This is a genomic window from Kocuria sp. CCUG 69068 (assembly GCF_020833785.1).
Taxonomy (GTDB): domain Bacteria; phylum Actinomycetota; class Actinomycetes; order Actinomycetales; family Micrococcaceae; genus Kocuria; species Kocuria rosea.
The window spans coordinates 23,347-42,950 of sequence record NZ_PDDL01000008.1 but is presented as its reverse complement, the minus strand read 5'-3'; the positions used below and the strand labels follow the sequence as shown (position 1 = coordinate 42,950).

The 19,604-nt window shown below is 70.4% G+C and carries 15 protein-coding genes; 7 read left to right on the top strand and 8 right to left on the bottom strand.

The window, feature by feature from the left end; all coding sequences use genetic code 11:
* Window positions 1-208: 208 nt before the first annotated feature.
* The gene (locus CRM73_RS02910; RefSeq protein ID WP_229586786.1) at window positions 209-682 is read right to left on the bottom strand and encodes a hypothetical protein; all 474 of its coding nucleotides are present in this window, start codon (window positions 680-682) and stop codon (window positions 209-211) included.
* Between the two features lie 613 nt (window positions 683-1,295).
* Between CRM73_RS02910 and CRM73_RS02905 the strand changes: the two genes are divergently transcribed.
* Entirely contained in the window at window positions 1,296-1,664 is a 369-nt protein-coding gene (locus CRM73_RS02905; RefSeq protein WP_229586785.1) for a hypothetical protein, read from the top strand.
* A gap of 566 nt (window positions 1,665-2,230) precedes the next feature.
* Here the strand turns inward: CRM73_RS02905 and CRM73_RS02900 are convergent.
* Window positions 2,231-2,659, bottom strand: coding sequence for a hypothetical protein (locus CRM73_RS02900; RefSeq protein ID WP_229586783.1), 429 nt, complete (start codon window positions 2,657-2,659; stop codon window positions 2,231-2,233).
* 165 nt (window positions 2,660-2,824) lie between these two features.
* Window positions 2,825-4,309: a sugar transferase gene (locus tag CRM73_RS02895; RefSeq protein ID WP_229586782.1), complete on the bottom strand. Its 1,485-nt coding sequence runs from the start codon at window positions 4,307-4,309 to the stop codon at window positions 2,825-2,827.
* A gap of 351 nt (window positions 4,310-4,660) precedes the next feature.
* Here CRM73_RS02895 and CRM73_RS02890 point away from each other — a divergent pair, with 351 nt between their 5' ends.
* From CRM73_RS02890 to CRM73_RS02865, 6 genes are all read left to right on the top strand, one after another.
* Window positions 4,661-5,449 (top strand): WecB/TagA/CpsF family glycosyltransferase, encoded by a 789-nt coding sequence (locus CRM73_RS02890; RefSeq protein ID WP_229586781.1) that lies wholly within the window; start codon window positions 4,661-4,663, stop codon window positions 5,447-5,449.
* A gap of 255 nt (window positions 5,450-5,704) precedes the next feature.
* Window positions 5,705-6,316, top strand: coding sequence for a 50S ribosomal protein L25/general stress protein Ctc (locus CRM73_RS02885; protein ID WP_229586780.1), 612 nt, complete (start codon window positions 5,705-5,707; stop codon window positions 6,314-6,316).
* 106 nt (window positions 6,317-6,422) lie between these two features.
* Entirely contained in the window at window positions 6,423-7,001 is a 579-nt protein-coding gene (gene pth, locus CRM73_RS02880) for an aminoacyl-tRNA hydrolase (protein WP_229586779.1), read from the top strand.
* Window positions 6,998-7,705 carry a hypothetical protein gene (locus CRM73_RS02875; RefSeq protein WP_229586778.1) on the top strand — a complete coding sequence of 236 codons (708 nt, stop codon included), beginning with the start codon at window positions 6,998-7,000 and terminating at the stop codon, window positions 7,703-7,705. Before pth ends, CRM73_RS02875 begins: the two co-directional genes overlap by 4 nt.
* A 307-nt stretch (window positions 7,706-8,012) precedes the next feature.
* Window positions 8,013-10,577 (top strand): kelch motif-containing protein, encoded by a 2,565-nt coding sequence (locus CRM73_RS02870; protein WP_229586777.1) that lies wholly within the window; start codon window positions 8,013-8,015, stop codon window positions 10,575-10,577.
* The gene (locus tag CRM73_RS02865) at window positions 10,574-11,347 is read left to right on the top strand and encodes a hypothetical protein (RefSeq protein ID WP_229586776.1); all 774 of its coding nucleotides are present in this window, start codon (window positions 10,574-10,576) and stop codon (window positions 11,345-11,347) included. The genes CRM73_RS02870 and CRM73_RS02865 overlap by 4 nt, the downstream gene beginning before the upstream one ends.
* A gap of 481 nt (window positions 11,348-11,828) precedes the next feature.
* On the opposite strand, the gene CRM73_RS02860 is transcribed toward CRM73_RS02865, so the two are convergent.
* The 5 genes from CRM73_RS02860 to CRM73_RS02840 all read right to left on the bottom strand — a co-directional run bounded on the left by CRM73_RS02860 (window position 11,829) and on the right by CRM73_RS02840 (window position 19,543).
* Window positions 11,829-13,409, bottom strand: a complete 1,581-nt coding sequence (locus tag CRM73_RS02860; protein ID WP_229586774.1) for a glycosyltransferase family 39 protein — start codon at window positions 13,407-13,409, stop codon at window positions 11,829-11,831.
* Entirely contained in the window at window positions 13,409-14,611 is a 1,203-nt protein-coding gene (locus tag CRM73_RS02855) for a glycosyltransferase family 2 protein (RefSeq protein ID WP_229586772.1), read from the bottom strand. The genes CRM73_RS02860 and CRM73_RS02855 overlap by 1 nt, the downstream gene beginning before the upstream one ends.
* A 63-nt stretch (window positions 14,612-14,674) precedes the next feature.
* On the bottom strand, window positions 14,675-16,291 hold the full coding sequence (locus CRM73_RS02850; protein ID WP_229586771.1) for a glycosyltransferase family 39 protein: 1,617 nt from the start codon (window positions 16,289-16,291) through the stop codon (window positions 14,675-14,677).
* Complete coding sequence (locus tag CRM73_RS02845) at window positions 16,288-17,571, bottom strand: glycosyltransferase family 2 protein (RefSeq protein ID WP_229586770.1); 1,284 nt, start codon at window positions 17,569-17,571, stop codon at window positions 16,288-16,290. Before CRM73_RS02845 ends, CRM73_RS02850 begins: the two co-directional genes overlap by 4 nt.
* 706 nt (window positions 17,572-18,277) lie before the next feature.
* Complete coding sequence (locus CRM73_RS02840) at window positions 18,278-19,543, bottom strand: glycoside hydrolase family 6 protein (protein WP_229586769.1); 1,266 nt, start codon at window positions 19,541-19,543, stop codon at window positions 18,278-18,280.
* Between the last annotated feature and the right edge of the window lie 61 nt (window positions 19,544-19,604).

Here is a 19,604-nt window from a genome sequence, read left to right as displayed (position 1 = left end):
CGCTCGTTCCCACGTCCCACGGTTGGCAATGGGCGACCGTTCTGAGGCCGTGCACCGGGTGGAGCAGGAGCCTCCGCCCGCGTATCACCCGGCCCTGGCTCCAGGACCGCGCCCGGCCGGTGACGCAGGAACACCCCACCCGCGCAACGGGTGGGGTGTTCCTGCGACTCATGAGGGGAACGCTCTGGCTGCCCCTGTCGTCCTGGTCTCAGTGCTTCCAGGCGTGAGCGTGGTGGTGGTCTTTCTTGTCCTCGTCCTCGTCAGCCTTTTCGTCCTTCTTATCGTCTTCGTCCTCATCCTCCTCGTCGTCGGCCTTGTCGTCGTACTCCCAGGTGTACTCGTGGTGGTACTTCTCGTCGTCGTCCTTGTCGCCGTTCTCGTTCTCGTCGTGGAACCAGTGCTTGCCGTCGTACTGCCAGACGTGCTCGTGGTGGTACTTCTCGTCGTCGTCCTTGTCGCCGTTCTCGTTCTCGTCGTGGTACCAGTTCTTGACGTCGTAGTCGTCGTCGTCCTTCTCGTCGTCCTTTTCGTCCTTCTCGTGGTCATCACTGGATTTGCCTTCGTGATCACCCTTAGACTCGTGGTCATAGTCCCCGCCCGCGAACGCGGGCGTGCCCAGTGAGCCTCCGAGGAGGGCGGCCGCGATGGCCGCACCGGCGAGAGTCTTGTGCAGATCGTTCATGGTGTCCCCTAAAAAGGGCATGACGAAGAAGTCGCCATGCGCGCGAAAGAGAATGTGTCCAGGCCTGTGAGATAGGCCTTCCCTGAGAGCCGGGTGACACCACCGTAGAAGGGGATTTGCGCGGGGTACAAGAGTCCGACTAGGGCAAACGACAATATGGCACTGTTTCTTTGTGCCCTCTTCCTCCCTGGACGGGGTGGCGTGGGTGGGTGATCACGCCGACCTGCACCCCAAGGCGCTCGCTGGTTAGTGACCGGTAAGTCACCCGTGTTCCTGCACGTCATCGCGGGATCAGGACCTGCTGGAACCATCGCTGGCCCATCGGAGTCGACCCTTGCCGGTGGTGTGACAGGCGGGCTCCACGAGTCCCACTGAGGACCCCGCCGACCATCAGCACTATGACGGTTCGGCGCTCTTTGTGACGGCGCCACTGGGTCCACCCGCCTTCCCACAAGTACTGATCCATGGGTCTCCAGCCCGACCGCCCGCGCAGGGCGCCGAAGGCACGGGAAGCTGGCAGGTGCGGGACACGCCCCTGTTACTCAGCTCACGGAGGCTGGGAGAGGGCAGGTGCCTCCGCCGGTCCACGCAGCGTCCCGGAAGGAACCCCACGATGACCGTGACCCTCAGCATCCTCACCGCCACCACTTCCGCCGGGGCGGTGGAGTGGGCCCGCCTGTTCTCCTACCAGCTGCCCTCCGGTCACGACCCGGGCCTCGAGGCCGTGCTCGAGTCCATGACCGAGGGCCGGCGCCTCCCCGGGCACACCTACGTGTGGGCGGACTACCGGGTCCCGGTCGAGCTGGTCCCCGCCTGCTTGCTGGACACCGAGCACGAGGCGGAGATCAGCCACGGACGGATCACCGGGTTCCACGGCGTGGATCTCGTGTCCGTGGTGGCCGACCACGAGGTGGCCAGGGCAGTCCTGCTCGAACCCGAGACTCCTGGTGCGGCCGACGGGGCGCTGATCCCGGCCGCCTGAGCAGTCCGCTGGCGGCCCCGACGCGCTGGCATTTGCGATGGTCACCACCTTCGGGGGTGGTGCCCGCCGTTGGAAGAGCCCTGCCGTGGACCCCCCTCGCAGCCCACCCCTCACCGGTCCCGTGGCAGTTCCACGACCTGTCCCTGCGCGGGCGGGTGGTGGTGAGCCAGCTGCCGCAGGCCGTCACCACGTTCCTGCTCTTCCTAGTCCTGGCGGTCGTCCAGGCACCCCTGCTGGCCGACCCGCTGGTGCGGTGGGTCGGCGGGCTGACTCTCGCCCTGACGCTGGCGTGTGCCCTGGTGCCTTGGGACCGGCTGCCCTGCCGGTCCTACCTGGTCATCCCGGTGCTGGACTCGGTGGACGTTGGGGGTGCTGGTCCTGGACGAGGCCGGCCGCCTCCTGCTCACCAACAACGGGCACCTGCAGCCCCACGCCCAGCCGCGCCCGGCGCGCACGTCGTCGGCAGCGCCGCCGTCGGAGCGTGAGTTCGGGACCCGAGTCAGGCCGTGTGGCAGAGATGCCCCGCCGGGGTTCCGGCGGGGCATGTCTCGGGTCTGACCGAGGGATCAGTGCTTGTTGTCGACGTACTGAACCTTGTACCAGGTGTTGTGCTTCTTGTACTGGCAGACCTTGTACCAGTGCTTCACGTTGTGCTTCTCGACGTACTTGGCGTGCTTGTGCGCCCAGTCGTACTTGACGTGGCACTTGTCGGCGGCGTACTTGGCGGCCCAGTCGTGGTGGCTGTGCTTGTAGTGCTCCACGGCGTGCCACTTCTTGTACTTGTGGTCGTACTTCCAGTGGCTGACCTGGATGTACTCGTCATGCTTCTCGTACTTCTTGTTGGCACTCTGGTCGGCGAACGGCAGGCTGGCCGCGGTGCTGACGGATGTGGCTTCCGAAATGTCTGCCGATGCCGAAGCCGGTGCGACGACCGCTCCGGTCATGAGCGCCCCGGCCATCATGGCGGCGGCGATCCTCCCGCGCAGATTTTTCATTTTTCCCCCCGATGAGTGGACACCATCGAGCCTACGCCGCTGGTCAGAGGCCACTTCGAGGTTGCGGTCAAGATCAGGCACCAGGTGCGTCACGAGTCGAAAATACCGGGACGTATGCGGTTCGATTGATGTCTCAGCACGTGCGCACCGGCCTGACGGATGTCGTCAGTGCGCGCCTTCCTTGGCGACCACGGCCTTGACGGTGCGCAGCAGGATCACGAAGTCCTGGACCGGGGACCAGTTCTCCACGTAGTAGAGGTCCAGGCGCACGGCTTTCTCCCAGTCCAGGTCGTCCCGGCCCGAGACCTGCCACAGCCCGGTGATGCCGGGCTTGACCCGCAGCCGGCGGTGGACGTGCTCCTCGTACTGGGCGACCTCCGAGGGCAGCGGCGGGCGCGGGCCCACCAGGGACATCTCGCCCTTGAGGACGTTGAGGAACTGCGGCAGCTCGTCGAGGCTGTACTTGCGCATCCACCGCCCCGGCGTGGTGACCCGGGGGTCGTTCTCCATGAAGAACAGCACCCCGCCCTTGGCGTCGTTGGCGGCCATGAGCTCGGCCTTGCGCTCCTCGGCGTCGGTGTACATAGAGCGGAACTTCAGCATCTTGAAGCTCGTCCCGTCGAGGCCGGTGCGCTCCTGGGCGAAGAGCACGGGCCCGCCGTCGTGCGCCTTGACGATCGCGGCGAGCACGAGCATGACGGGGGACAGGGCCACCAAGGCCGTCACGGCGCCGACGATGTCGACCAGCCGCTTGAGCATCCGCCGGGACCGGCTCAGCCGCGGGGTGGAGACGTGGATCAGGGGCAGGCCGGCCATCTGCTGGGTGTGGATGCGCGGGCCGGCGATGTCGGTGAGCCCGGTGTCGAGGACCAGGCGGATGCGCTCGTCGGCCAGGTACCAGGACAGGTGCCGGACCTCCTCCGAGCTCAGCGGCGCGGACGCGGCCATCACCAGGGTCTCGATCCGGTGGGCCCGGCACGCGGCCACGATCCCCTCCACGCTGGGCGCCTCCCCGGCCGGCAGCATGTTCTGGGGCATCGGCACCCGGGCCAGGTGGTGCGGCAGGACCCGGGACGACGACGGTGCGTAGACCGCCACCGGGTCGAAGCCCGCGGCCGGGTTCTGCTGCAGGGACTTGAGCATCTCCACGACCCCCGGCACGCGCCCGACCACCAGGGTCCGGGACATCGCCTCGCCGGCCAGCCGGCGGCGGGTCAGCCCTCGCCGCACCACGCTGCGCCCCGCGAGCAGCAGGAGCGTGCCCAGCGGCAGGGCGATCACCACGTAGCTGCGGGCCATCGGCACGTTCAGCACGTAGGACAGGATCGCCAGGGCGCCGAAGAGCACCAGCGTGGCGGAGACCACCTGCCGGTTCTCCTCCACGGCGTAGCCGATCAGGCGCACGTCGCGGGCGCCCCGCAGTTCCAGCCAGCCCCACCAGGCGGCGCCGAGCACGGCGCCCACCAGCCAGTAGGGCACGGTGAGCCGGCCGAGCTCCAGGGCCTCCTGGTCGAGGCCGAAGCGCAGCAGCTGCGTCAGCACGAGCGTGGCGGCCAGTGCCGCCGTGTCCACCTGGCGCAGACGTCTGATGTGGGTCTCCCGCCAGGCGGCAGGTCGCACGGACATGTTCTTCTTGAGCACGTTGGTCACTCCCCCCGAGTGTGCGGGGGCCGGAACACTCCTCCTACGCCCCCCGGCGTGGTTCCGGCCCCCATCGATGACTTTACAAGTGCACATCGATGTAAACAGGTGCTTAACAGGGGACAGTCCTGAGGGGTGGATGCTCCGCCGCTTTTGCTAGCGTAAATGCAAGCGCATGTTCGCCGGCCGCCAGGGCTGGTGGTCGCGAGACGTGCGCTGCAGGGGCGCCGGTCCGCCGGCGGGATCCGGGGGGATCCCGCCGCACCACGGACGGCGCTCCCTGTTCGAGAGGCCGGCCCGGTCACCGGGTCCCGGCAGGGGAGCGAGGCGCCGCAGAGGCGCAGCACAGGGGGAGTTCGCATGTTGAAGCACCAGTCCCGTGACCGGAGCACGGACCCGATCGAGATCCCGGTCAGCGGTGTCCGCGTGACGCCGATGGACGCCGAGGAGCTGCACCGGTGGATCTCGGCCACGTGGCAGGAGCGGCGCAAGGCCGCCGTCCTCGCCCACAATCTGCACAGTCTCTACACGTGGGAGGTCAACCCGACGTTCCGCGCCTTCTACGAGAAGGCGGACGTGGTGCTGACGGACGGCTTCCCCGTCCTGAAGCTGGCCAAGTGGCGGTCCGGGCGCGACCTCAGCGCCAAGCGGCACCGCCTCGGCACCCTGGACTGGCTGCCCGGTCTGATGGGCCGCACCCCGGTGCGGCGCGTCGCCGTCGTCGGCGCCACCGCCGCCGGCAACGCCCGCACGGTGGACCTGCTCCGGCGGGACGCGTCCGCCGGGCAGATCGAGGGCTGGCCGGGGGAGGGCTGGAACCCCGTGCTCGAGGACCACATCGTCCGGTCCCTGCAGGAGTTCCGGCCGGACTTCGTGATCGTTGGCCTGGGCATGCCGCTGCAGGAGGAGTTCCTGAGCCGGCGCTGGGAGGAGCTGCCCACGGCGATCTACGCGGCCGTCGGCGGCGGGATCGACGAGTACGCCGGCATCCAGAAGCCGCCGCCGCGCTGGCTCGGCCCGATCGGGCTGGAGTGGGCGTACCGGCTCATGACGCAGCCGAAGCGGCTGGGTCACCGGTACGTCGTCGAGCCGTGGATCCTGGCCTACCTCCTGGCGACCAAGGCCGTCCGGCGGGGTGCGGTCGCCTGAGCCGACTCGTGGCCGGGGCCGCGTTCCATCCGTCCGGGCCCGTCAGGTTCCGTGCGTCGTGCTAGCCTTGTCCGGTTGCCAAGGCGAGGGGACCCCTGCGGGTCCCGTGATCGACGACGGCTGGTTGAACGTTCCCGCCCCCCACCGGTGCGGCGCCCCGCGAGGCGCGTGGCCCGGAGTCCAGACAACGGGGGAGGGTCTGCGGCCGTTATCGCCTGGCCATTCAGACGACAGACCCGACATCGAGGAGTTCCCATGGCTGACACCATCCGCATCCCGGCCACCACGCGCAGCGACTTCGGCAAGGGCTACGCCCGCCGCATCCGCAACAACGACCAGATCCCCGCGGTCGTCTACGGCCACGGCGCCGAGCCGCAGCACGTGATCATCCCCGGCCACGAGACCATGCTCGCCGTGCGCCACTCCAACGCAGTGCTCGAGCTCGACGTCGAGGGCAGCACCCAGCTGGTCATGGTCAAGGACATCCAGCGCCACGCCACCCGCCCGGAGATCCTGCACATCGACCTGCTCGCCGTGCGCCGCGGCGAGCGCGTCGAGGTCGAGATCCCCGTCCACGTCATCGGCGAGGTCGACCCGACCGCCGTGCACAACGTCGAGGAGAACACCCTCACCGTCGAGGCCGACGCCCTGAACGTGCCCGACTCCGTCACCATCAACCTCGACGGCCACAGCGTGGGCGACCACGTCTACGCCGCCGACGTCCGCCTGCCCGAGGGCGTGACCATGGTCTCCGACCCGGAGCTGCTGGTCATCAACGTCTCCGAGCCCCAGGCCCAGGACCTCGGCGACACCGAGGGCGAGACCGAGGCCCCCGAGGGCGACGTCGTCGCCGAGAACGAGGCCTGAGCCTCACCGCTCACCCGATCCACGTGATCCGCGAAGTGCGGGGCGGCTTGCGAGCCGCCCCGCACTTCGCATGACCGCACTCTTCACCACTTCGATGGAGGCACCGATGTCCGACGCATGGCTGGTCGTGGGACTGGGCAACCCCGGGCCCGAGTACGCCCGGACCCGGCACAACGTGGGGCAGATGGTCCTCGACGAGCTCGCCTCCCGGCTCGGCGGCGGCTTCAAGGCGCACAAGGCCCGCGCCCAGGTGCTCGAGACGCGGTTGCGCCCCGGCGGGCCGCGGCTGGTCCTGGCCAAGCCGATGACCTACATGAACACCTCCGGCGGGCCCGTGGCCGGGCTGGCGAAGTTCTACGACATCGCCCCCGAGAAGATCGTCGCCGTGCACGACGAGATCGACATCCCCTTCGCCGCGCTCAAGCTCAAGATCGGCGGGGGAGAGGGCGGGCACAACGGTCTGCGGGACATGTCCAGGGCGTTGAGCACCAAGGACTACCACCGGCTGCGCGTGGGCGTGGGCCGCCCGCCCGGACGGATGGACGCCGCCTCCTACGTGCTCAAGCCGTTCTCCACCGTCGAGGCCAAGGAGCTGCCCTTCCTGCTCGACGACGCAGCCGACGCGGTCGAGCACCTCGTCGAGAACGGGCTGCTCGAGGCGCAGCAGAAGTTCCACGCGCGGTGACTCCCGCCCGCGCGCCGTGGTCGCGGGAACCCGCTGAGTCCTGGCCCGTGCGCATCGCGGCCGTGGCCATGGTGGTCGACGCGCTGCTGCTGATCGCCCACGTCCTGCACCGCAGCGCCTCCGTGCTGGACCCGGACCGCAGCTGGTTCCTCCCCTTCCGCCGCGCCGCGCTGTGGAACGGCGGCCTGGACGGCTCCCTCGTCGAGTTCTGCGGACTCCTGCAGCTCGGGGCCGCGGCCGTCCTGCTCCTGAGGGCAGGTCTGCGCGGCCCGGAGCGCCGCGTGCTCGCCGCGTGGGGCGGCATCCTCCTGCTCCTGCTCGCCGACGACCAGTTCCGGATCCACGAGCGGGTGGGCGCCCGCCTCGCCCTGGACCGGCTGGTGCCCTCGCTGGGCGCGACCACGGCCCAGGAGCTCGGGGGTCTGCTCTTCTGGGCCGTGTCCGGACTCCTGCTGGTGGGCGGGCTTGTCCGGCTGCACCGCCGGAGCGCGCCGGCTGCACAGTCCGCGTCCTGGCGGCTGCTGGTCACCGTGGTGCCGTTCGTGCTCGTCGCCGTGGGCTACGTGCTGCTGGGTGTCGCCCGGCCCGGACTGATCGCCGGCCCCGAGGGCGAGGCGGTCGCGCTGGTGCGAATCGCCGTGAAGCTGCTGACCACGACCCTGCTGCTGGTCCAGGCCCTGCGTCTCACGGCCGCCCGCCCGTAGCCGGGCCGCGCCGGACGTCCTCCCTTGCCGACGACGACGCATGACGGACCGCGCTGGCTCACGTTCCCGGAAGTGAAGTAGCATTCGCACAGGCCATGGTGGCCGTTTCATGATCCTGGGCGCGGGGGCATCCTGTGCACGCCCGGGTCTTGTCGTCAAGGGAATCGGGGGATTCCGGATGCAACGGAAATTCGTACGTCCGTCCGTGGGGCGCGGAGGGGAACCACTCCTCGTGCCGCACGGCGGACGCGCTCAGAACAAGGGCCTGCGGGGCCCGTACCGGAGGAATGCGGGGGCCTCCCGATCCGTGTGGCTCGCCGCCTCGGTGATCTCCGGCTCCGCCGTCGCGCTGACCTCGACAGGGGTCTCCGGGGCGCTGGCCGTCATGCCGCCCGTCATGCCGGCGGCCGAGACCACCGCGGCTGGAACCGAGGAATTGGTGGTGAACGGTTCCCTCGCGGAGGGGACGGGAACTCCCAGCTGCTTCTTCTCGGCCGGCTGGGGCGAGCGGACGGTGCAGGAAGGCCTGTCCACCGACGTGCCGGCGGGTTCTCCCGCGGGTGCCCGCTCCTACTCCCTGCAGGTCAGCGGCCACGTCTCCGGTGACGCCAAGCTGCTGCAGGCCGAGGCGGACGGCTGCGCCCCTGCGGTCACGGCGGGGCAGAGCTACGACCTGTCCATCGACTACAAGTCCACCAGTGACCGCAACTCGGTGACCGTGTTCGTGCACACGGCAACCGGGTGGCAGTACCACACGGACCTGAAGATGCTTCCGGCCGGCGCGGAGTGGACCACCGCCCAGGCCCGGCTCGAGAACCTCCCCGAGGGCGTGGACCGGGTGTCCTTCGGGATCTCCCTCTCCGGCGACGGGGAGCTGAAGACGACCAACTACTCCCTGCAGCCGGTGCCGGTGGAGGCGCCGCCGCCGGCACCCGCCGACGGCGAGCTGGTCGTCAACGGGGCCCTGGCCACGGGCGAGGGCGTCCCGACCTGCTTCCTGCCCGGGGGCTGGGGGGACAGGACGCTCCAGCAGGAGCTCGACACCGACGTGCCGGCGGGTTCCGCCGCGGGCGCCCGCTCCTACTCCCTGCAGGTCAGCGGCTACGCCTCCGGCGACGCCAAGCTGCTGCAGGCCGAGACGGACGGGTGCGCGCCCACCGTGGCCGAGGGGACGGACTACGACCTGTCCATCGACTACAAGTCCACCAGCGACCGCAACTCCGTGACCGTGTTCGTGCACACGGCGGAGGGGTGGAAGTACCACACCGACCTGAAGATGCTCCCGCCCAGCGCGGAGTGGACCACCGCCCAGGCCCGGCTCGAGAACCTGCCCGCGGGTGTGGACCGGGTGTCCTTCGGGATCTCCCTCTCGGGCGACGGCCAGCTGAAGACCACGAACTACTCCCTGCAGCCCGTGGCGACCGAGGCGCAGCCGGCGCCCCAGTCGGCCGAGCTCGCCGGTCAGTGGGACGTCCTCGAGACCGAGCTGCCCATCCGGGCCATCCACACCACCCTGCTGCACGACGGTCGGCTGCTGCTCATCGCCGGGTCCGGCAACGACGGCAACCAGTTCGCCGCCGGCACCTTCCGCGCGGTGGTCTGGGACCCGGACACGAACGCGTTCACCGAGATCCCGGTGCCGTACGACATGTTCTGCGCCGGTCACGTCACGCTCCCCGACGGCAAGGTGCTGCTCGCGGGCGGCACGATGGCCTTCCCGGAGCAGGACGCGGGCCCCAACACGTTCAAGGGGTCCGAGCAGAGCTACTACTTCGACCCCGCGGACAACACGTTCCACAAGACCAGCGACATGGCCGGTGCGCACTGGTACCCGTCGCTGACCAAGCTCGGGAACGGGAACATCTGGGCTGCCGGTGGCCTCGACGAGAAGGCCGAGGGCACCGTGCTCACCGAGATGTTCGACCACTCCTCGATGAGCTGGCTCCCGCAGAACAGCGTTCCCCAGACCTGGAGCTACTGGGGGACCTACCCGCACATGTACCTCCTGGACGACGGGAAGATGTTCTACAGCGGCGGCCACACCTTCGGCAACGGGCTGCCGGGCACGGGTGCCTCCATCTACGACTGGCAGAAGGCTGCGATCTGGGACGTTCCCGGTCTGCGGGAGAAGGACCTGCGGGACCAGGCGGGCTCCGTGTTCATCGGGCCGGCCCAGGACCAACGGGTGATGATCGTCGGCGGCGGGAACACGGACACCAACCTGCCGGCCACGAACCTCGTGGACATCATCGACCTCAACCAGGAGTCCCCGGCGTACGTACCGGGGCCCGACCTGCCCGGTCCGGGCAAGGCGTACGTGAACCTGGTGAACCTGCCCGACCGGACGGTCCTGGCGGCCAACGGGGCCCAGTACAACCGCAGCGGTGACGTGCTCACCGCCGCTCTGTACGACCCGGAGGCCAACAGCTGGACGTCCATCAACCCGGACCCCGTGGGACGCAACTACCACTCGTCCTCCATCCTGCTGCCCGACGGCCGCGTGGCGGTGTTCGGCTCGAACCCTGCTGACAACTCCTTCGACTTCCGGATCTCCGTCTACAGCCCGCCGTACCTGTTCCAGGGCGCCAGGCCGCAGGTCGTGCAGGCTCCGGAGTCGGCCGGGTACGGGGACGTCCTCGAACTCGGCGTGGAGGGCGAGGTGGTCTCCGCGTCCCTGATGGCGCCGATGTCCGCCACGCACCAGACCGATACCAATGCCCGGCTCGTCGACCTGCCCCTGGCAGGAGAAGGGAACACCAGGACGGTGCAGGTGCCGGACAACCCCAACCTGCTGCCCCCCGGTCCCTACATGCTGACGGTGCTCGACGCCAAGGGCGTTCCCAGCGAAGCGAAGTGGGTGTGGATCTCATGAGTGCACAGAAGCGCAGAGGTGGCCGGCTGGCGGTGCTGGCCGGAGCGGCCCTGGTGGTGCCGCTGGCGGTCGGCGCCACGGTGGTCGCCGCGGAACCGGACGGGCCCGGCGGCCTGCCGGCGACCGTGGCCGCGGACCGCAGTCCGAGCCCGGCGCCGGGAGCAGGCCCTGCCGACGCTCCGGGCCGGGGCACGGGTCAGGGCGCGGGGGCGGCGGACGAGGAGGCCGCGGCCCCGGAGGCCGACGCCCGTGCCGACGCCGATGCCGGTGACCGGACGCCGACGTCTCCAGGACCGGGTGCGGCCCGGGAGTCGGCCGGCAGCCTGGCGGCGGTGGCGGCTCGGGAGCCGTCGTCGCCGCGGGCCGAGGAGCCCCCGGCCCACGGTCTGGAACGAGCCGCGGGACAGAAGCCGGAGAACGGCGAGGGGGCACGGGGCCGGTCGGGCGAAGCGCTGGACCGGACGAAGGGCCTGACCCAGCGCGCCGACGTGGCACCCGACAAGGTGCACGACGCGGACACCGCGCCGGGTGGCTGCCTCGCGGAGTACGGCGAGGCGGGCCAGTGCCTGCCCACGGTCCCGCCCAGCCTGGCCAAGCACGTCCGGGACATGGAGAAGGCGGGCCAGGACGTGAGCTCCATGCCGCACCACTGGGACTGCGAGGAGGTGCGCACCTTCTTCCCGGACGGCATCGTGGTCCGGCAGGCCGGGGTGGACCCGCAGGGCCTGGACGTCGACGAGGACGGCACTGCCTGCAGCGCAGGCGACTGACCGCTCCGCAGCACGAGGAAGCCCCGCGAACCGTTCCGGTTCGCGGGGCTTCCTGCTGCGCGGTCCTGCTGCCGGAGGCGTCCCGCCGGCAACCGGACGAGGGGTGCGGCGAGGCGGGCACCGCTGCCGACGGCTGCCTCACCGAGCACCCCGAGGACATGGAGGAGGCGGGCTGGAACGGACAGCTCCGTTGCGCAGCACCGGCACCGTGCCGGGGTGCACCCCCTCCGGCGGACGGCGTCGCGGGCCGGGGCGGGCCCGCCGGGCCTGGACACGGAGGAGGACGGCACCGGGAACCGGCAGGCCGGGGCGACCGACCGCTCCGCAGCACAGGGAAGCCCCGCGAACCGTTCGGATTCGCGGGGCTTCCTGGTGTGTCGTGCGGTGCTGCGCGGTGCTGCGCGGTGCTGTGCGGGCGGGTGGGACGTCCGGGTGCAGTCCGCGGGGCGGGTCGCGCCGCGAGACCCCCCGGGCGTCAGCCCTAGACGCGGTGCACGGTCCAGTCGCCGAAGCTCTTCACCGGCACGGCGTTGTCCAGCGCCCGCTGCGCGGTGTCGAGGCCGAGGTCCTGGACGGTGCGCTCCGTCGCGGGGCCGAGGACGACCCACTCGACGTCCTTCCACCCGCCCGGGTGCTCCACGCGGAACTGCGGGTCGAGGTCGGCCTTCTCGATCGCCACCATCTCCCACGGGTCCTCACGGTCGCCCGCGTTGAGGTCCTGCCACAGGGCGTAGGGGACCAGGGCGGTGTCCTCGGCCGGCACGTTCTCCTGGACCCAGGCGAGGGTCGAGGCCCAGTCGGTGTTCGCCTCCCGGGTGAGCAGGACGCGGTCCTGCGCGATCCACTGCGGCGCGAGTGCCAGCGCCACGGTCCCCACGAGCGCCGCCACGGCGGTGCCCCGCACTGCCGCACCGGCCCGGCACCGCCAGGGGGGCGTCGTGCGCACCAGCGAGCTCCACAGCATCTGGAGGGCGACCCCCACGGACAGCGCCAGGAAGGGCACGATGCCGATGATGTACATCGCCGGAAGATATCCGTCGGGAAGGAGCACGGGCAGGGAGAAGACCACGACGGCCACCGGCAGCCACGCGCTGCTGCGGCGGGTCGCGCACACGAGCCCTGCCAGGACACCGCCGACGAGGAGGTACTGGTCGTAGTGCAACCAGCCCTGCAGGAGGACGGCGCGGTCGGAGCCGTCCGCCCAGACCGCTCCGGAGCCGGTGCGCTCCATCAGCTGGAGGGCCACCGCCTCCTGGAGGGACACGCGGCCCGGGGCGGCCAGCAGCTCCCAGTTGTGCAGGGCCATGAGCGGGTAGAAGGTGAGGACCAGTCCACCGACCACGAGGAAGCCCACTACGGAGAACGCGCGGTTGGACCAGGTGGGCCGGTTGACGAGGGCCACCAGCAGGGCCGGGCCGAAGACGGCCATGGTCTCCTTCGAGAGCACGGCCAGGGCGAAGAAGACGCCGGCGCCGATGTGGTGCCAGAGGGCCTTGCGCTCGTTCAGGGCCAGGTAGAAGGCGAGCAGCAGCCAGGGGAGCGCGATGTTGTCGAGGTAGATCTGCCGCCCCAGGGTCAGCGACAGCGGGGACAGCAGCACCAGGGCGGCCGCCAGCACCGCCAGGGGCGCTTGGACCCGCATCCGCCGGGCGATCAGGTAGGTCAGGACGACCGTGGCCACGAAGAACGGGATCATCGCGAACCGCGTGGCGCCCACGTACGTGCCGTCGCCCAGGCCCAGTGCCTGGGGGATCCAGGCCAGGGCGCCCAGCTGGATCCAGCCCAGCGGAGGATGGTCGTACTGGTAGGTGTACGGTGCCAGATCGCCCCTGAGCACGCTGAAGGCCTGCGCGGTGTAGGTGCCCTCGTCGTCCATGTAGGGCGAGGCGCCCGTCAGGTTCCACGCGCCGAGCACGGCCGCGACCACGCCGAGCACCAGCACGGCGATGCCGTCGGAGCCCGGAAGGGAGCGGTTCACGGGCAGGCGCAGCGGAATCCGCTCGGGCCGGGTGGAGACGAGCGACATGAGCTTTCCGGCGCGGACCGGTGTCTGCGTGGCCATCAGGACGCGGTCCCGTCGAGCAGGAGCGCGGAGCGCCCGCCGCCGGACGGGTGCTCGAAGGCCCCGGGCCGGACGCCCGCACGGCGACGACCGGTCGCCGGGACCCGGACGGACACCGGCTGCGCCGCGGCGGAGACATCGGCGTAGACCACGCGCGAGTGGTAGAGGTACCGCAGGAGGAAGGCCCCCACGAGCGTGCCCGCCTGGGCCAGCAGGCTGGGCACGCCCGCGAACTCCACGAGCAGCCACAAAAGGGGAAGGCGGGCGGCCGCGTCGACGTTGTTGAAGCCCGCGGAGTGCAGGAACCGGCGGCGCAGGCTGCCCGCGCCCTGCCGCTCGGCGCGGAACACCATCCGCTCCTGCATCAGGAAGTTGGTCAGGATGGTGATCTCCGCGGCCACGATCGCCGCGACGACGTAGTGGACGCCGGAGGCCACGAGCGCGCCCATGATCAGGAGGTTGAGCACCGCGCCGATCCCGCCCACCATGCCGAAGCTCGCGATCCTGCCGAACCGCAGGCCGGCCAGCTGGCGCAGGAACCGGAGTCCCTCCGTCAGCGTGGCCTTGGACTCCCCGGCGAAGCGCGCGCCGAAGACGAACGGCACCTCCAGCACGCGGAGCCGGTGGCGGCAGAGGATCTCCAGCAGGATCTTGAAGCCCGTGGGCCGGAGCTGCTCGACCTCCACGGCCGAGCGCCGGAAGCCGAAGAAGCCCGTCATGGGATCGCTGCAGTGCTCGAGGCGGCGCGGGAACAGGGTCCGGGACAGCAGCGTGGCACCGGAGGAGACGAGTCGCCGCGTGCCGTTCGCGAGTCCGCCGGCGTCGCCGCCGTTGCCGCAGTACCGCGAGGCGACGACGACCTCGGCGTCGGACGCCCGGAGGCGGTCCAGGACGACGGGGATCATCTCCGGCGGGTGCTGGAGGTCCCCGTCCATGACCAGGCAGTACACCGCCTGGCTGGAGCGGACGCCCTCGATCACGGCGCCGCCCAGGCCGCCCACGGGGTCGTCGCGGTGGATCAGGCGCACCGGGACGGTGCTCCGGGCGGCGGTGGTCCGGATGACGTCGGGCGTGTGGTCCCGGGAGTCGTCGACGAAGACGATCTCGGCGTCGACGCCCGTGCAGGCCGCTTCGGTCCGGCGGACGAGTTCGGCGATGTTCGGTGCCTCGTTGTACGTGGGCACGATGACGGTCAGTTCCATGGTGGTGTTCTCCCCCGGGACGATGTTGCTGCGTGCGGCGGTCGGTGTGGAGCCGGAGCGGATCTAGTCGTTCAGCACGCGGTGGATGCTCCACCCGCCGAAGGTCTGCACCGGGACGGAGTTCTCGAGTGCTTCCCCGGCCATGGTGAGGCCGAGCTGGTCGATGTTCGACTCGACGAAGGGGCCCACGACGACCCAGTCGATGGCGTCCGCCCCCTCCGGGTGCTGGTTCAGGAACTCGGGGTCCAGGTCCGCCTTCTCGGTGGCCACGACGCTCCAGGCGCCGGACCAGCCACTGGCGCTGAGGTCCTGCCACATCGAGTACGGTGCCAGGACCGTGTCGTCCCGAGGGATGTTCTCCTCGGCCCACGCCAGGGCGGAGGACCAGTCCTGGTTGGTCTGGTGGGTCAGCAGGGTCCTGTTCTGGCCCACCCACTGGGGGGCGACCGTCACCAGGAGGACGAAGGCGAGCGTCACCGCCCCCGCCGCCCGCACGGCACGCCGCACGGACGGTGTCTGCTGGTCCGCGACCCGCTCCAGCCATCCCCAGGCCATGTTGAGGGCGCAGCAGACGGCCAGGGCGAGGAAGGGCAGGACACCGATGATGTACATGGCCGGCAGGTAGCCCTCGCCCGTGACGATGGGCACGGAGAAGAAGGCGATGCCGACCGGGATCCACATGCTCCGGCGCTGCACGAGGCAGAGCACGGCGGCCACCAGACCGACCACGACGAGCGGGCGGTCGTAGAACAGCCAGCCCTGCAGGAGCTCGGCCCTGCTCGAGCCGGCCTCCCAGATCGATCCGGAGCCCGAGCGGGTGAGGAACTGGTACACCAGCGCGTCCTGCAGGGACACGTGCCCGCCTCCGGAGAAGAACTCTCCCCGGAGCAGGGCCATGAGCGGGTACAGCGCCAGTGCTGCGCCCCCGACGATCAGGAAGCCGACGACGGAGAACACGCGGTTGCTCCAGGTGGGACGGTTCAGCAGGGCGACCAGCAGCGAGGGGCCGAAGATGGCGAGGGTCTCCTTGGACAGCACCGCGACGGCGAAGAAGACGCCGGCGCCGATGTGGTGCCACAGGGCGTTGCGCGGGGAGAGCACCAGGTAGTACGCCAGGAGCAACCACGTCACGCCGATGTTGTCCAGATAGACCTGCCGGCCGATCGTCAGCGCCAGGGGGGAGAGCGCGAACAGCGCCGCGGCCACGACGGCCAGCGGGCGGCGCACCTCCATCCGGCGGGCGACCAGGTAGATCAGGGTGGCGGTGGCGACGAAGAACGGGGCGACGACCATGCGGGCCGCGCCGATGTGCGTGTCGCCGCCCAGCCCGAGCAGCTGGGGCAGCCACACCAGGAACCCCAGCTGGATCCAGCCCAGGGGAGGGTGGTCGTACCAGTAGGTGTAGGGGGCCAGCCGTCCGTCCTCCAGCACGCTGAAGGCCTGGGAGGTGTACGTGCCCTCGTCGTCCTGGAAGGCCGAGGACTCGGTGACGTTCCACACGCTCAGCACGGCCAGTGCCACGAGGAGTCCCGCGAGGACCGCGAGGACCGCACGGTCGTGCGGGATGCGGCGCACGCCGTCCCGCATGCGGCCCCACTTCCCGGGGCCCGTCACGTGCTGCGAGAGCACCGAGGGGGCGGTCGCGGGCTCCGCCGCCACGACGGTCATGGTCCGGCTCATGCCCCGACGACCTCTCCGGTGTGCTGCACGTAGGTGAGGTGGGCCCCCGAGTGGGAGGTCTTCTCCCAGCGGAAGTCCCTGCGGTAGAACTTGACCAGCGCGCGGACGGCGGCGAAGGCCAGCACCAGCTGGTAGAAGGGGGTGCTGACCACGAGGCGCACGTAGTCGTAGACGCTGACCCGGAAGCGGTGGTCGCGACCGAACTCGTGGAGCATGCAGACGTCGAAGGCGATGGTGGCGAGCGTCGGGATCAGGGGCAGGAACGCGATGAGGGTCACGGCCATCGGGAAGTCGCCCCACACCGCGACGATGATGGCGATGGGGATCACCAGCCCGGCGAAGGCCATGAAGTGCTGCTGCATCAGTGTCCACCAGGCCAGCGCCCGGCGGCGGCGGGTGGGCAGCCGCTTCCAGTCGCCCTTGGCGTACACCTGCATGAAGCCCAGGGACCAGCGGGTGCGCTGCTTCACCAGGCCCTTGAGGCTGTCCGGGGTCTCCTCACGGGTGACCAGGTCCGGGGAGTAGGCGACGACGATCTGCCGGCCCAGGGTGGAGAGCCGCACCCCGAGGTCGCAGTCCTCCGCGAGGCAGTCAGTGTCCCACCCGCCGACCTGGTTGAGGAGGTGCCGCTTGATGAACACGGTGTTGCCGCCCAACGGGATGAACCCCTTGTTGGCGTGGGCGTGCAGGCGGGAGCGGAACCAGGTGAAGTACTCCAGGCAGTTGCGCAGGGAGTACCAGGTGTCCTTGAAGTTGATGAGCTGGACGGCGCCCTGGACGACGTCCGCGTTGCGGCCCACGAAGCAGCTGTCGATGTTGCGCAGCAGGTCCGGGGCGGCGATGGACTCGGCGTCGAACACGCCCACGATGTCGTTGCGGCACATCATCAGCGCCGCGTTGAGCTGGAGGGGCTTGTTCTTCACGGCGCTGCCCTCCACGCTCACCCGGACGCTGTCCGGGTGCTCCGCGGCGAGACGCTGGGCGATGGCCACGGTCTCCGGGTCGTCGTGACCCACGGAGATGATCACCTCGACCGCCCGGTGCGTCTGGTTCAGCAGCGCCCCCAGCGTCGCCCGCATCACGGGCTCCTCCTCATGGCGGCACGGCATGATGAGCGAGAAGGAGTGCTGCTCCTCGGCCAGCACACCGCCGTAGAAGGTGCGCTCCTGCGTCTTGGGATCCCACCAGGCGTAAGTGTTGAGGTACAGAGTGGACGTGGCAATCGCGAAAAGCACGAGCGCGATCATCACGACCAGTAAGGACAGCAGGACAGCAAGCATGGTTCTCTCCCCCCGGAGGTGCTGATGACATGAATGATCTGGGGAGGGCCGCGCTGCAGCCCTCCGGAGGTCGCCGGTCGGCGACCCTCAGGACTCGTGCGCGGATCCCCCCGAACCCGGGACGCTCGAGCTGATGGAGCGGTTCACGGCAACGGACGAGGCGGCACCCGGAGGGCGGTTCCTCGTCCGATCGATCGATGCATGCACAGCAACTCCCCCTGAGTGACGGATCGACCGCCGCATCGCCCGTCGGCTCACGACGTGGACTCGGTGGTCACGTCGAGAAGATCCGGCGCCGACGGCGCGGTGCGCCGCCGTGCCGAGCCACCGCGCCGGGCAATGCTGTCGATGTCCCGGTTCGCCGCCGGCGCGTTCTGCGCGCCGTTCCCCCGACGATCCGGTGAGCCCAGGTTCTCAAGGAGACCGGTCGATTGCTAATCAAGGCGTTCGCACATATCTGGGGCGTCGTGTGAAAAAGCATGCGCTTGTAGGCCTGTGGTGGCGCGGAAAAGCCGTCATTTCCATAGTGAACGGTTGCTTTGGCCATCGGGCGTGTGGGCCGGTCGGGGGATGGCATCGGCAACGACGTCCCCAGAACAGAGCACAATTTTTCTGTGGTCCACAGATCTTTCGTGACCGTGTGTTGCATTCGCCAACCGAGCGGCCGCGAATTCGCGTCCTCCGTGCCTTCCGAGCTCCTCCCGGGTCAGTGCCGCAGCGGCGGGTCCGCGTTCTCGACGAGATCCAGCGCCTGCTCGGGGAACCAGGCTCCGGCCGGCGGCGCGACCCTGCCCCAGGCGGGATCGGGCACCCCCGGGCCCCGCCCGCGATGGCACTCGCCGTCGGACTCGCCGGGGATCTTGACCCACAGGAAGGCGTCGGCCAGCTCGTGGCCCGTGTCCGTCGAGGGCGGCGAGCCCAGTCCCCGCCCCGGAGGATTGCACCACGGCTGCGGGTCCGGGAAGGACTGCTCCGGTGTCCAGGGGCCCTGCCCGTTGCGGCTGGTGTCGACCACGAAGTGGGCGAGGTCCCCGGGACCCGGAGGGCCGTTCCGCGCGCTGTCGACGTGCTCGGCGTACCAGGCGTCCGTCCGTCCCCAGGTGGACACGTCGTCCGCGGTGGCGGGGTGGTACTGGCTCCCGCACCCGGCGAAGCCGCCCGGGTCGACGGCGGTGCCGTAGTGGATGCACTTCGAGACCCACGTGCCGTACCTGAGCTGCTTCTCGGTGGTCTCGAAGTTGGAGACGTTCAGGGCGAAGCCGTCGGCGCGCTCCACACCGGCCCGCACGAGCCTGTCCGCGGCGTCGCCGACGGCGAGCCAGCCGCTGTTGGTCCCGTCGAGGTACACGCGGGTGCGCGGCAGGTCCTTGAGGACGTCCACGGCGTAGTTGAGCAGCTCGAGCCGGTCCGCCGCCGCGGTGGCGCCGTCGGCGCCGTCGGGCCGGCACGAGTCCGGTTCGCCGGTCACCCCGGTGTACCAGGGGATCTGTCCCAGCCCGTCCGGCTCCAGGACGACCAGGGCCGCCCGGTCCTCGATCCCCGCGGCGAACCCGTCGATCCAGGCCTTGTACTCGGCGGCGCTCGCCGCCCCGCCGGACGAGTACTGGGCGCAGTCGCGGAAGGGCAGGTTGTAGGCGACCAGCACCGGCGGGCGGTCCTCGTCCGCGGTGGACGTCGTGCTCCGGTGCACCTGCTGCCGGACCTGCTCGGGCGTGCCCGAGACCATCCAGTCCGCCTGCGGGGTCGACGCCATCGCGCGCAGGGCCTCCGCGGACGCCCTGTCCCCGGACGCCTCCAGCTGGGCCGCCTGGTCCAGCGCCTCCTCGACGTGGTTCGGCTGCCGGTCGCGCAACGTCATGCCGTTCACGATGCCCGCCGCCGCCGGAAGGCCTGCGAGACCGGCCACGGCGAGCAGGGCCACGGTGACGGCGACCCCCGCTCGGGGCAGGGGGGAAGGGGGTCGTCCGGGCATGGGGGGATCCTCTGAACTGTCACTGGGCGTGGGGGCGCTCCGCAGAGGCACTGGACCGATC